Source organism: Pseudomonas sp. BMW13 (genome assembly GCF_013357275.1).
Lineage (GTDB): Bacteria > Pseudomonadota > Gammaproteobacteria > Pseudomonadales > Pseudomonadaceae > Aquipseudomonas > Aquipseudomonas khazarica.
The window spans coordinates 254,016-266,509 of the sequence record NZ_SUKD01000022.1; the positions used below are offsets into that span (position 1 = coordinate 254,016).

The following is a 12,494-nucleotide window of genomic DNA, read 5'->3' on the forward strand; positions in this document are numbered from 1 at the left end:
GCGATGCCGGGGCCGAATGCCGCGCTGCTGCATGCCTTCGTGCTCGACGGGCAGGGCGGTGCGCGCAGCATCGAGCGCAGCCAGCTGGACAGCCTGCAACTGGCCGAACAGGAAAGCCTCTGGCTGCACTGGGATCGTAGCCAGGAGCAGGCGCAGCGCTGGCTGCGCGAGAGCAGCGGGTTGGACGAATTCAGCTGCGACCTGCTGCTGGAGGAGAACACCAGGCCGCGCCTGCTGCCCTTGCCGGACCATGAACTGCTGGTGTTTCTGCGGGGGATCAACCGCAACCCAGGGGCCGAGCCGGAGGACATGGTCTCGGTGCGCATCTTCGCCGATGCCAGGCGCATCATCTCCCTGCGTCTGCGCCCGCTGCTGGCGACCGATGCGCTGATCGCCGATCTGCAGGCCGGCAAGGGCCCCAGAACCTCCTCCGAGCTGCTGCTGGAGCTGGCACGTCACCTGACCAGTCGCGTCGACGATCTGGTGACCGAGCTGAGCGAGCAACTCGATGACGAGGAAGACCGTCTCGACGAAGATGAATGCTACCGCCCGGATCACGGCCTGATGCTGCAGGTGCGCCGACGCGCTGCCAGCCTGCGCCGGTTCCTGGCGCCGCAGCGTGACCTGTATGCGCAGCTGGCACGCAACAAGCAGCCGTGGTTCGTCGAGGACGACGATGACTACTGGAACGAGCTCAACAACAGGCTGACGCGTTACCTGGAGGAACTGGAGCTGATCCGTGAGCGGGTCGGCCTGGTGCTCGAGGCGGAAAGCAGCCGGCTTGGCGAGCGCATGAATCGGATCATGTACCGCTTCACGGTGATTACCGGCCTGTTCCTGCCGCTGAGCTTCCTGACCGGGCTGCTGGGCATCAACGTCGGCGGCATTCCGGGGGCTGACAATCCCACCGGTTTCTTCGTCGCCTGCGGCCTGATGCTGCTGCTGGCGGTGGGGCAGTTGTTGCTTTTCCGCCGTTGGCGCTGGCTGTGATGTGTGACTCATTGCCCTGCCATGACGTCTAGCCGTGACATCCCGTGAGGTGCGCATGCACGATCCATTTGAAGAATCTCTACGCGATTTGCTCAAGTCCTCGCCGTCCAGCCATGACGACGATGCCTGTCTGCACCGGGTTCTCAAGACCGCCAACCGGCAAGTCGGTGCGGGCGATCTGTTCAGCCTGATGGGGCACTGGGCACAGGCCTTGATGATCGCCCTGAACAACGGTTCGGCGCATGTGGCGCCGGTTTCGCGCCGTACCCAATCCTCTGCTGCTGCTGATAAGGCTGATTGAAATGGAACTCGACCCCTGGACCCAAAGCCTGATTTCCGCGATGACCGCACTCTGGACCAAGGTTGCCGGCTTCATTCCCAACCTGTTCGTTGCGCTGGTGCTGGTGCTGCTCGGCTTCGTCGTCGCCAAGCTGCTCGATACCCTGCTGTCCAAGCTGCTGGGCAAGGTCGGCCTTGATCGCCTGATGACCGGCACCGGCCTGACCAAGATGCTGGCCCGCGTGGGCATTCATGCCTCGGTGTCGACCCTGATCGGCAAGATCGTCTACTGGTTCGTGCTGCTGATCTTCCTGGTCTCGGCTGCGGAGTCCCTCGGCCTGCAACGCGTGTCCGCCACGCTCGACGTGCTGGCGCTGTACCTGCCCAAGGTGTTCGGTGCCGCACTGGTGCTGCTCGCCGGCGTGCTGCTGGCGCAACTGGTCAGTAGCCTGGTGCGTGGCGCCGCAGAAGGCGTGGGTCTGGAGTATGCGCACGGTCTTGGCCGCGTGGCCCAGGGCCTGGTGATCATCATCAGCATTTCCGTGGCCATCGGTCAGCTGGAAGTCAAGACAGACTTGCTCAACAACGTCATCGCCATCGTCCTGATTTCCGTCGGGCTGGCGGTTGCACTGGCCCTGGGCTTGGGCAGTCGGGATATCGCCAGCCAGATCCTGGCAGGCATTTATGTGCGCGAGTTGTACCAGGTCGGGCAACAAGTGCAGGTGGGTGATGTCGAAGGACAGATCGAAGAGATCGGCACGGTGAAAACCACCTTGCTCACCGACAGCGGTGAGCTGGTATCCGTCGCGAATCGAGTGATGCTCGAGCAACGCGTGAACAGTCGCTGACGCCAATCTGTTATTTTATGTAGCTGCCCGGCAAGGTGTGACCTGTCGGGCACTTTTCGTCCTGACCGTCGGCCCGACCCGTTTTGAACAAAGTTCAGCCACTGCCCAAGCGCTACGACCCCCGCGAGCTCACCGATGAAGAGCTGGTGACGCGCGCCCATGACGAGCTGTTTCACATCACGCGTGCTTACGAAGAGCTGATGCGTCGCTACCAGCGCACGTTATTCAATGTGTGCGCACGTTATTTAGGGAACGAAAGGGACGCTGATGATGTCTGTCAGGAAGTCATGCTTAAAGTGCTCTATGGCCTGAAGAACTTCGAAGGCAAGTCCAAGTTCAAGACCTGGCTGTACAGCATTACCTACAACGAGTGCATTACGCAGTATCGAAAAGAGCGGCGTAAGCGTCGATTGATTGACGCCTTAAGTTTGGACCCACTTGAAGAAGCGTCCGACGAAAAGACTCCCAAGGTCGAGGAGCGAGGCGGTCTGGACCGCTGGCTGGTCCATGTCAATCCGATCGACCGAGAGATTCTCGTGTTGCGTTTTGTTGCAGAACTCGAGTTTCAAGAGATTGCAGACATCATGCACATGGGCTTGAGCGCGACGAAGATGCGCTACAAGCGAGCATTGGATCGGTTGCGGGATAAATTTTCGGAAACTTCCGAAACTTAGTTCAGCTTTCCGACCACTAAGGGGATGGCGAGACCTGATAAAATCGCCGCCAAGTTGCCGACTGATTTACCTGGCAACTGACTAACCACCAAGATGGGGATTTAACGGATGAAAGTAAAAAACACCTTGGGCGTTGTGATTGGCTCTATCGTTGCCGCAACTTCCTTCGGCGCGCTGGCGCAAGGCCAAGGCGCTGTCGAGGTGGAGGGTTTCGTCAATCGCTACTTCGCCGACTCTCAGCGTGATTTCGCTCACGACGAAGGCAACCTGTTCGGCGGCAGCATCGGCTACTACCTGACCGACGACGTCGAGCTGGCACTGTCCTATGGCGAGTACCACGACCTGCGTGGCGAAGGTTCTGCCGGTAGCAAGAACATCAAGGGCAACCTGACCGACCTGAAGGCCATCTACCACTTCGGCCAGCCGACTGCCGGTCTGCGTCCGTACGTGTCTGCCGGTTTCGGCCATCAGAGCATCGGCGACGCCAACGGCAGTGGTCGTAACCACTCCACCCTGGCTATCGCAGGCGCTGGCGCCAAGTACTACTTCACCGAGATGTTCTATGCCCGCGCTGGCGTGGACGCTCTGTACAACATCGACCAGGGCGACACCGAGTGGCAAGCCGGCGTCGGTGTGGGTCTGAACTTCGGTGGTGGCAGCAAGCCGGCTCCGGCTCCGGTCGTCGCCGCTGTCGAGCCGACTCCCGAGCCTGCTCCGGAACCGGCCATGGAAACCGTTCGTGTCGAGCTGGACGTCAAGTTCGACTTCGACAAGGACCGCGTGAAAGAAGAAAGCTACGGTGACATCAAGAACCTGGCTGACTTCATGAACCAGTACCCGCAGACCACCACCACCGTTGAAGGTCACACCGACTCCGTCGGTAGCGATGCTTACAACCAGGGTCTGTCCGAGCGTCGTGCCAACGCCGTGCGTAACGTGCTGGTCAACCAGTACGGTGTGGACGGTGAGCGCGTGAACGCTGTTGGCTACGGCGAGACTCGCCCGGTTGCCGACAACGCCAGCGACTCCGGCCGCGCCATCAACCGTCGCGTTGAAGCCGAAGTGGAAGCCCAGATCAAGCAGTAATGCATCTGGCGCTCTGAGAAAACCCGGCTTCGGCCGGGTTTTTCTTTTTCTGCGCGCTCATCCGTGCGCCAGCTGCGCAAGATCCAGCGTGGCGCGTTGTTGCACGACCTCGCCGATGACCAGGATCGCCGGGCTCTTCAGGGCGAAGGCTGCCGCATCGTCGAGCATGCTGGTGAGGCGGCTGCGGCATTCGCGCTGCTGTGGCAACGAGGCGCTCTCGATCATCGCCACCGGTATCTCGCCCGGCATGCCGCCGGCGAGCAGTCCCGTGCGGATGTCCGCCAGTTTCGCCACGCCCATGTAGATCACCAGCGTCGTGCCGCTCTGCGCCAGCGCGGCCCAGTTCAATGCGCTGTCGTCCTGGGTGTGGGCGGTCAGCAGGGTCACGCCACGGGCCGTGCCACGCAGGGTCAGGGGGATGCCGCAGCTGGTTGCGCCTGCCAGGCCGGCGGTGATGCCGTTGACGATCTCCACCTCGATGCCTCGTGCGGCCAGCCAGTCCGCTTCTTCGCTGCCGCGGCCGAAGATGCACGGATCGCCACCTTTCAGGCGTACCACGCATTTGCCCTGGCGGGCGTAGCGCAGCATCAGGCGATGAATGAAGGCCTGTGGCGTGGAGCGGCATCCGCCACGCTTGCCCACCGGGATGATGCGCGCTGTGTGGCTGTGTTCGAGCACGGCCGGGTTGACCAGATCGTCGATCAGGACGATCTCGGCCTGCCGCAGTGCCTTGACCGCCTTGAGGGTGAGCAGCTCCGGGTCACCGGGGCCTGCGCCTACCAGCCAGACTTTTGCACTCATGTCAGGTTCCTCACAGGGTTTGCGCGACTGGCCGGGTGGCCAGCAGGCGCTTGATTTCGGGGACGCAGGAGCCGCAGCTGGTGCCGCAACCGAGCGTCTGCTTCAGGTCGGCCAGGTCGAGACCCTTGGCAATGCCGGCGCGGACCTTGGCCTCGCTGACGTTCAGGCAATTGCACAGGACCTTGCTGGGCGCTGCGCCGACGTTGCCGGGTGGCGCCGACAGGGGGGCGAGCAGCCAGCGCTGCTGGTCGCCTGTGAGTCGTCCGTCCTGCCACACGCTGCGTAGCCACTGGCCGGCGAGGGTTTCGCCGGCCAGTCGGAAACCGCTGATTCGGCCTTCGTCCAGGCGTACGCGCTTGCTGATGGATCGGCTCGGATCGTCATAGGCCAGGATCGGTCCGCTGCTGAGCTGCAGCAGCTGATCGATCCGCTCGAGCAGCTCCGAGGCAGGAGGCTCGGCACTGGCTGCACGGATCAGCAGTGCCGGTCGTTTGCGGCCGGTCGGTACCAGGCTGGCGTAGGCGAACGCTTCGAACAGCGGGCGCAGGGCCTGCAAGCGGCTCTGCACCTCGCCCTCGACCAGCGCGACGAGGCGCCAGGGCAGCTCGGCCTTGCTGACTTCGACGCTGGCATGCTTGAGCTCGGGCTGCCTGGACAGCGGGTCGACGGCGGGCAGGGTCAGTGCGTTGCTCCCCAGTCCCTTGAGAAAGCGCTTGCCCCAGTGCATGGGCAGCCAGGCCTGGCCAGGTCGCAGGGCATCGTCTGCCTGCACCGGCAGGATCAGGCTGCCGCGGCGGCTGCTCAGTGTGATCAGGTCGCCGTCCTGAAGCTGGCGGCGCTGCAGATCCTCGGGGTGCAGGCTGAGTGTCGCGGCTTCGACATGGCCGAACAGGCGGGAGGCCGTGCTGGTGCGGCTCATGCCGTGCCACTGGTCGCGCAGGCGCCCGCTATTGAGGATCAGCGGGTAGTCGGGGGTGCAGGGCTCCTGGGGCGTCAGGTAGGGATCGGCATGGAAGCGGGCGCGGCCGGAGTCGTGCGGGAAGCGGCCATCCGTGTAGAGGCGCGTGGTGCCTTGATCAGCGCCGGGCGGAAATGGCCACTGCTGCGGGCCCAGTTCGTCCAGGCGTGCGTAGCTCAGCCCGGACAGGTCGAGGTCGCGCCCTCGGGTCAGTGATTTGTATTCCTCGAACAAGGCCTCGGCGCTGCTAAAATCGAACAGGCTGGGGCGTTCGGGGTGCAGGCGCTTCTCCAGGCGGCGGGCGAAGTCGCAGGTGATCGACCAGTCGGCGCGAGCCTGGCCCGGGGCCGGCACGGCAGGGCGTACATGGCTGACGCGGCGCTCGGAATTGGTCACCGTGCCTTCCTTCTCGCCCCAGCTGGCGGCGGGCAGCAGCAGGTCGGCATGCTCGCAGGTCTCGGTGTGGCGAAAGGCTTCCTGGACCACCACGAACGGGCAGCCGGCCAGGGCCTCGTGCACCCTGCGCTGGTTGGGCAGCGACTGGGCCGGGTTGGTGCAGGCGATCCACAGCGCCTTGATGCGCCCGGCGTGCAACGCATCGAACAGCTCGATGGCAGGCAGGCCCGCAGTGCTCGGCAGCTGTTCGATGCCCCAGTAGGCGGCCACTTCGGCGCGGTGCTCGGGGTTGGCCGCATCGCGGTGTCCCGGCAGCAGGTTGCTCAGGCTACCGGTCTCACGGCCGCCCATGGCATTCGGCTGGCCGGTGAGGGAGAAGGGCCCGGCACCGGCCTTGCCGATCTGCCCGGTGGCCAGGTGCAGGTTGATCAGTGCGCTGTTCTTGGCGCTGCCGGCGCTGGACTGGTTCAGCCCCATGCACCACAGCGAGAGGAAGCTCGGCGACTGGCCGATCCAGCGCGCGCAGGTGAGCAGGTCGTCGCGGCTGATCTGGCAGAGCTCCGAGACCCTGGCCGGCGGATAGTCGTGTACATGTCGCTCCAGGGCGGCGAAGCCCTCGGTATGCGCGTCGATGAAGTGCCGATCGATCCAGCCTTCCTGCAGCAGCACATGGAGGATGCCGTGAAACAGCGCGACGTCGCTGCCTGGCTGCAGCGCCAGGTGCAGGTCGGCCAGCTCGCAGGTCTCGGTACGCCGGGGGTCGACGACGATGATCTTCATCTGCGGGCGTCTGGCCTTGGCTTCCTCCAGGCGACGGAACAGCACGGGATGGGCGTAGGCCATGTTGGAGCCGGCGATCAGCAGGCAGTCGCTCTGCTCGATGTCGCTGTAGGAGCAGGGCGGTGCATCGCTGCCGAGGCTGCGCTTGTAGCCGACGACGGCAGAACTCATGCACAGGCGCGAGTTGGAGTCGATGTTGTGGGTGCCGACCACGGCGCGGGCCAGCTTGTTGAAGGCGTAGTAGTCCTCGGTGAGCAGCTGCCCGGATATGTAGAACGCGACGCTGTCGGGGCCGTGCTGGCGGATGGTCTCGGCGAATACCGTGGCGGCATGATCCAGCGCGCTGTCCCAGTCCGTGCGCGAGCGTGCCAGGCTCTTGCCCAGGCGCAGCTCGGGGTAGAGTGCGCGGGCATCGAGGTCGCCGGTCAGGTGCAGGGTCGAACCCTTGCTACACAGTCGACCGTAGTTGGCAGGATGCTCCGGATCACCGCTGACGCCGAGAATCCGTGCGCCGTCGTGTTCGATCAGTACCCCGCAGCCGACGCCGCAGTAGCAGCAGGTGGAGGCGGTGACGTGATGGCTGGTCATTGCTGACACTCCTTGCGGGCGGCCGCCGGGCCGCTCAGGCGCATTGCCTGGTGGGCTCATGGGGCTGGCTGTGGGCGGACTGGCTGCGTGTCGCGAGTTCACCGAACATCAGTGCGTCGCGGAGCTCGCCGATGTGGCGTTTCTCGTGGATCAGCCGCAGATACCAGGCGCTATCGGCGGTGTCGCCGTACAGGCAGGCACCGACCAGCAGGTCATCCTCGATCACCAGTTTCTTGTAGATACCGTTGAGCGGGTCGCGGAGCGTGATGCTCTCGGTGCCGGGCGCGCCCATGAAGTCGCCGGCCGAGAACAGCTCGATGCCGGTGACCTTGAGTCGGGTGGCTGTCACGGAGCCCGGGTAGCGCGCGAAACCCAGCTGTGCCAGGTGATTGGCGCAGACCCTGGCCTGTTCGTAGAGCGGTGCCACCAGGCCATAGGCGACGCCGCGATGAGCCGCGCATTCACCGATGGCGTAGATGCGCGGGTCGTAGGTCTGCAGCGTGTCGTCGACGACGATGCCGCGATTGCAGGCAAGGCCGGCGCTCTGCGCCAGTTCGATGTTGGGGCGGATACCGGCAGCCATCACCACCAGGTCGGCGGGGATTTCCTGACCATCCGCGAGCTTCACGGCGCGCACGCGGCCGGCGCCGTTGTCCAGCAGCTCGGCGGTCTGCCTGCCCAGCAGCAGATTCAGCCCTCGCGCCTGCAGCGACGTCTGCAGCAGCGCTGCGGCGCTTCGATCCAGCTGACGATCCAGCAGCCATTCGCCGATGTGCACCACGCTCGTTTGCATGCCGCGTAGCTTGAGGCCATTGGCGGCCTCGAGGCCGAGCAGGCCGCCACCGATGACCACGGCATGTCGATGGGTCCTGGCGGTGTCCATCATCATGCGTGCATCGGCCATGTCGCGGTAACCGATGACCCCTTCGAGCCGGTTGCCGGGGATCGGCAGGATGAACGGGCTGGAGCCGGTGGCGATCAGCAGGCGGTCGTAGGGCGCCTGGCTGCCGTCATCGGCCACTACCCGGCGTGCCTGGCGATCGATCTTCACCACTTTGCGCCCCAGTTGCAGGCGGACGCCGTTCTTCGCATACCAGTCGAGGTCATTGAGAATGATGTCCTCGAAGCCCTGCTCGCCCGCCAGCACCGGCGACAGCAGGATGCGGTTGTAGTTGGGCCGAGGTTCGGCACCGAACACGGTGATGTCATACAGCCCCGGCGCCAGCTTGAGCAGCTCCTCGAGGGTGCGTACACCTGCCATGCCGTTGCCGATCATCACCAGCTTGAGTCTTTCCACGCCGCTTCTCCCGAATGCGCCATCACGTAACGCTGGCTGCCCATCGGGCGTGCCAGGGTAAGCAACTTGCCGGGAGCGGTTTGCCGCTCGCCGGGCTTGGAAGGTCGCCGCCAGGAATGACAGGCAACAAAAAAGGCGTCCCGCTAGTTACCTAGCGAGGACGCCTTTGTCCAAGTCCCGAGTCTCCGGGAAGTGCGGCGCTCTTCGTTGAGCGTCGCGCTTTGATCAAGTTGTGCCTTCAGTAATGCAGCGCTTGTGCCAAGTCGCCCGAGCCGCTGCTGTCGGGCGTTTCAGGGCAGGGTGGTGGCCCGCCTCGTGGCGCGGGTGCACTGTTTCAACGCCGGATGCGCTGATCTGGTGCGCGGCGCCGTAGGCTTCAGCGAATGGAATCGACCTGGCGCGCCGGGCTTGCCAGTGCTGCGACGGCCCCGGAGAACGCACTCGCCGATGCCGAGGTGGCGTGCGTAGGCAGGGGCAGTGCGAGCAGGGACCAGGCCGAGAGGCTGGCGATCAGAGCCGTGCGTTGAGCGCGCTTGCGTATGGCTGGCATTGCGGTTCCTCCCAAGGTCAGCCTGGCATGCTGCCGATTCGTCGATGAACCTGGCATGACAGGCTGTTTATCGTTATGCCCTAAGGCGTAGCAGAGGATTCAGCAACTGTCACGCCAACAGGTCAGTTATCCGACCACGCGATTGACCTTGGGGAACTTGGCGCCGAATTCCTGCGGCATCTGCACGACCTTCGACTGACGGTAATCGAAGAACACGAAGCCGGACTTGGCCATGGCCACCAGCGTGCCGTCGGCAGGGCGGGTGATGCGAAAGGTGATATCGCCGCCGTACTTGTTGAAGTCCATGACGCCCACTTCGAACAGCAACTGGTCGCGTGCATGCGCCTCGGCGCGGTAGGTCGTCGCCAGGTCGGTGACGATGATGCCCACGCCATTGCCGTCGCTCTCGCGGATGCCGAATTCGAACAGGAAGCGTGCACGGGCCTCGGAAATCATCGAGATCATCGAGTCGTTGCCCAGGTGGTTGGCGCCGTTGATGTCGGTAACGCGAACGGTGAGATGGGTGCTGTAGCAGTACTGGTCTTCGGGAAAATCGAGGGTCAGGCGCGCCATGATCGTGTCACTGTCGGGGAAAGTGGCGATTGTAAGCGCCTGGCCAGCTCATCGGTGCAAGCTGTTGAGGTGGTAGAAGGTCACACGACCGCCTTCGCTGTCCGGCCCCGAGTTGTCCTGGATATAGGCGCCTGCCTTGAAGTAGAGGTACTGGGTGTCCCAACTGCTGCTCAACTGGCGGTAGTAGGAGCCAGCATCGCCGTCCGTGCTGGACACGCTGATGCCGATGCGCCCGCTGGGGGTGACGCGCAGGTCGTAGCCAAAGCGCTCGCCCAGCTGCACGTTCTCGGCCAGCAGGATGTTCTTCACTTCACTGTCGCCCGGCCGGGCGCGCAGCAGCAGTTCGATGCGGCCGACACCGCGAAGGTAGTGATACTGCAGCTTGAGCAGCGGATCGTTCTGGCTGCCGGGTACGTCCGTGCTGTGGATCTGCCCGATCACCACCTTGTTGCGACTCGGCACCTGGTCGACCTGCAGCACCGCGCTCAGGTAGCTGTCCGAACTGGCGTGCAGCCAGTTGTCGAGGCTGCCGTCACGCAGGGTCTCGCGCAGCTCGCTGCGCGGGTAGCGGGCATCGGCCGTGCGTGAGCCGGTCACCGGTACCCAGAAGGTCACGCTGCCGTCGGCGTTGCGCCGGAAGTAGCGGCTCTCGTAAGCATTGTTCAGGCGCTCGGTACTGATGGTGGTCGGCGTCGGGTGGGTGGGAATCGACAGGTTCCAGGTGGTGAGATCTAGCACGGGACTCTCTGCTCGTCGGTTGAAGGCACTTCTTCGTCCCCCTCACGGGCCAGAGGTTCAACCGCGCCGACCCTCGAGCCGGCGCGGCAGAGCCACGTCAGGCCGCAGGGCGCTGCTGACGCTGGTAGAGGAATTCCAGTACCGCGGCCCGGTAGGCGTGGTACTGGCTGTCGTGCGCCAGCGCCATGCGCTGCCGAGGCCGCTCGAGATCGACCTGGAGGATTTCACCGACGGTGGCCGCCGGGCCATTGCTCATCATCACGATACGGTCGGACAGCAGCACGGCTTCGTCCACGTCGTGGGTGATCATGATCACCGTGTTGCCCAGTTCGGCGTGAATCTCCATCAGCGAATCCTGCAGGTGCGCGCGGGTGAGGGCGTCGAGCGCTCCGAACGGCTCGTCCATCAGCAGCACCTTGGGTTGCATGGCCAGGGCGCGCGCGATGCCGATGCGCTGCTTCATGCCGCCGGATATCTCGCCGGGGCGTTTGTCGCGCGCGTGCGTCATGTGCACCAGGGCCAGGTTGTGTTCGATCCAGTCACGCATTTCCGCGCGCGTCTTCTGCCTGCGAAATACCTGGCGTACGGCCAGTTCGACGTTCTCGTAACAGGTCAGCCAGGGCAGCAGGCTATGGTTCTGGAACACCACGGCGCGTTCGGGGCCGGGTTCGTTGACTTCCCGGCCATCGAGGATGATGCCGCCGGCCGTGGCCTGATGAAGCCCGGCGACGATGTTCAACACGGTGGACTTGCCGCAACCGGAATGGCCGATCAGCGAGACGAACTCGCCTTTGGCGATCTTCAGATTGACGTTCTGCAGGGCGCGGAACAGGCCTTTATCGGTGGGGAAATCGATGCCGACATTGGTCAGTTCGAGGTGGGCGTGGCTCATGGCGGTTCTCCTGGGTCAGCGCAGTACGGCGTTCTTGTCCCAGCTGAACAGGCGCTGGAGCAGAAGCATCAGACGGTCGAGGGCAAAGCCGATCAGGCCGATGACGATCACCGCCACCATGATCCGCCCGAGTGAATTGGAGCTGCCGTTCTGGAACTCGTCCCAGATGAATTTGCCTAGCCCCGGGTTCTGCGCGAGCATCTCGGCGGCGATCAGCACCATCCAGCCAGTGGCGAGCGACAGGCGCAGACCGGTGAAGATCATCGGCAGCGCCGCCGGCAGAACGATGCGCCGCACATGGCTGAGCGGTGACAGGCGCAGCACCCTGCTGACGTTGTTGAGGTCCTTGTCGATGCCGGCCACGCCCACGGTGGTGTTGATCACCGTTGGCCACAGGCAGCACAGCGCCACGGTGAAGGCCGAGGTCAGGAACGACTTGGCGAACAGCGGATCGTCACTGACATACAAGGCGCTGACCAGCATGGTCACCAACGGCAGCCAGGCCAGTGGCGATACCGGCTTGAACACCTGGATCAGCGGGTTGAGCGCGCTGTACAGCGATTTGCTGAGGCCGCAGACGATGCCCAGGGGGATGGCCACCAGCGAGGCGATGACGAACCCGGCCGCCACGGTATAGAGACTGGTGAAGATCTGCTGGATGAAGGTCGGCTTGCCGGTGTAGGGGCGGATCTTCACCTCGGCGGCCGGATTGCTGGCCAGCAGCCTGGCGTTGCGCTCGTCCTGGCGCTGGTAGAACGCGGCCGCCTTATCCTGTTCGCGCTGATGGGCGGCGATCAGCCCGGAGAACTGCTCGCTGACCTGCAACGGGCCGGGAAACTGGCCCAGGCTGGTCTGGATGTGATTGGCCAGCCCCTGCCAGCACAGCAGGAACAGGGCGATGCCCAGTGCCGGCAGGATCAGGCTGCTGGCCAGGCGCTTGAGCAAGGCGCTGTGACGCGCTGTCTTGAGGGTCTGCTGAATCGGAGTGGCGACGTTCGGGTTGCTCATCGTCCTGTCCTCGGGTCGGTTGAGGCCGCGACCAGG

At 64.2% G+C, this 12,494-nt stretch carries 11 protein-coding genes and 1 pseudogene; 5 read left to right on the forward strand and 7 right to left on the reverse strand.

Annotation, left to right across the window (positions count from 1 at the left end; all coding sequences use genetic code 11):
- Positions 1–3 precede the first annotated feature (3 nt).
- The 5 genes from E4487_RS17865 (at position 4) to E4487_RS17885 (ending at position 3,877) form a co-directional block, all read left to right on the forward strand.
- Positions 4–990, forward strand: coding sequence for a zinc transporter ZntB (locus tag E4487_RS17865; RefSeq protein WP_150609783.1), 987 nt, complete (start codon positions 4–6; stop codon positions 988–990).
- Between the two features lie 49 nt (positions 991–1,039).
- Positions 1,040–1,291, forward strand: coding sequence for a CrfX protein (locus tag E4487_RS17870; protein ID WP_371923282.1), 252 nt, complete (start codon positions 1,040–1,042; stop codon positions 1,289–1,291).
- A 1-nt stretch (position 1,292) separates the two neighbouring features.
- On the forward strand, positions 1,293–2,117 hold the full coding sequence (locus E4487_RS17875; protein ID WP_037047666.1) for a mechanosensitive ion channel domain-containing protein: 825 nt from the start codon (positions 1,293–1,295) through the stop codon (positions 2,115–2,117).
- Positions 2,118–2,200: 83 nt separating this feature from the next.
- Positions 2,201–2,791, forward strand: coding sequence for an RNA polymerase sigma factor SigX (gene sigX / locus E4487_RS17880; RefSeq protein WP_037047663.1), 591 nt, complete (start codon positions 2,201–2,203; stop codon positions 2,789–2,791).
- Between the two features lie 108 nt (positions 2,792–2,899).
- Positions 2,900–3,877: an OmpA family protein gene (locus tag E4487_RS17885; RefSeq protein ID WP_037047661.1), complete on the forward strand. Its 978-nt coding sequence runs from the start codon at positions 2,900–2,902 to the stop codon at positions 3,875–3,877.
- Positions 3,878–3,934: 57 nt separating this feature from the next.
- On the opposite strand, the gene cobA is transcribed toward E4487_RS17885, so the two are convergent.
- The 7 genes and pseudogenes from cobA to E4487_RS17920 all read right to left on the reverse strand — a co-directional run bounded on the left by cobA (position 3,935) and on the right by E4487_RS17920 (position 12,458).
- Entirely contained in the window at positions 3,935–4,678 is a 744-nt protein-coding gene (gene cobA / locus E4487_RS17890) for a uroporphyrinogen-III C-methyltransferase (protein ID WP_175254003.1), read from the reverse strand.
- A gap of 10 nt (positions 4,679–4,688) precedes the next feature.
- Entirely contained in the window at positions 4,689–7,400 is a 2,712-nt protein-coding gene (locus E4487_RS17895) for a nitrate reductase (RefSeq protein WP_175254004.1), read from the reverse strand.
- Between the two features lie 91 nt (positions 7,401–7,491).
- Positions 7,492–8,697: pseudogene (locus tag E4487_RS17900) on the reverse strand (NAD(P)/FAD-dependent oxidoreductase); the annotation flags it as partial.
- 676 nt (positions 8,698–9,373) lie between these two features.
- Complete coding sequence (locus tag E4487_RS17905) at positions 9,374–9,820, reverse strand: thioesterase family protein (RefSeq protein ID WP_037047655.1); 447 nt, start codon at positions 9,818–9,820, stop codon at positions 9,374–9,376.
- Between the two features lie 48 nt (positions 9,821–9,868).
- The gene (locus tag E4487_RS17910; protein ID WP_134677898.1) at positions 9,869–10,558 is read right to left on the reverse strand and encodes a polysaccharide lyase family 7 protein; all 690 of its coding nucleotides are present in this window, start codon (positions 10,556–10,558) and stop codon (positions 9,869–9,871) included.
- Between the two features lie 97 nt (positions 10,559–10,655).
- Entirely contained in the window at positions 10,656–11,450 is a 795-nt protein-coding gene (locus E4487_RS17915; protein ID WP_037047650.1) for an ABC transporter ATP-binding protein, read from the reverse strand.
- Between the two features lie 15 nt (positions 11,451–11,465).
- Positions 11,466–12,458, reverse strand: a complete 993-nt coding sequence (locus E4487_RS17920; RefSeq protein ID WP_175254006.1) for an ABC transporter permease — start codon at positions 12,456–12,458, stop codon at positions 11,466–11,468.
- Between the last annotated feature and the right edge of the window lie 36 nt (positions 12,459–12,494).

Bases quoted from the DNA above. Each gene is read 5' to 3' on its own strand.
- E4487_RS17865 (WP_150609783.1), top strand. From the start codon at position 4: ATGCCGGGGCCGAATGCCGCGCTGCTGCATGCCTTCGTGCTCGACGGG.
- E4487_RS17875 (WP_037047666.1), top strand. From the start codon at position 1,293: ATGGAACTCGACCCCTGGACCCAAAGCCTGATTTCCGCGATGACCGCA.
- E4487_RS17885 (WP_037047661.1), top strand. From the start codon at position 2,900: ATGAAAGTAAAAAACACCTTGGGCGTTGTGATTGGCTCTATCGTTGCC.
- cobA (WP_175254003.1), bottom strand. From the start codon at position 4,678: ATGAGTGCAAAAGTCTGGCTGGTAGGCGCAGGCCCCGGTGACCCGGAG.
- E4487_RS17895 (WP_175254004.1), bottom strand. From the start codon at position 7,400: ATGACCAGCCATCACGTCACCGCCTCCACCTGCTGCTACTGCGGCGTC.
- E4487_RS17905 (WP_037047655.1), bottom strand. From the start codon at position 9,820: ATGGCGCGCCTGACCCTCGATTTTCCCGAAGACCAGTACTGCTACAGC.
- E4487_RS17915 (WP_037047650.1), bottom strand. From the start codon at position 11,450: ATGAGCCACGCCCACCTCGAACTGACCAATGTCGGCATCGATTTCCCC.
- E4487_RS17920 (WP_175254006.1), bottom strand. From the start codon at position 12,458: ATGAGCAACCCGAACGTCGCCACTCCGATTCAGCAGACCCTCAAGACA.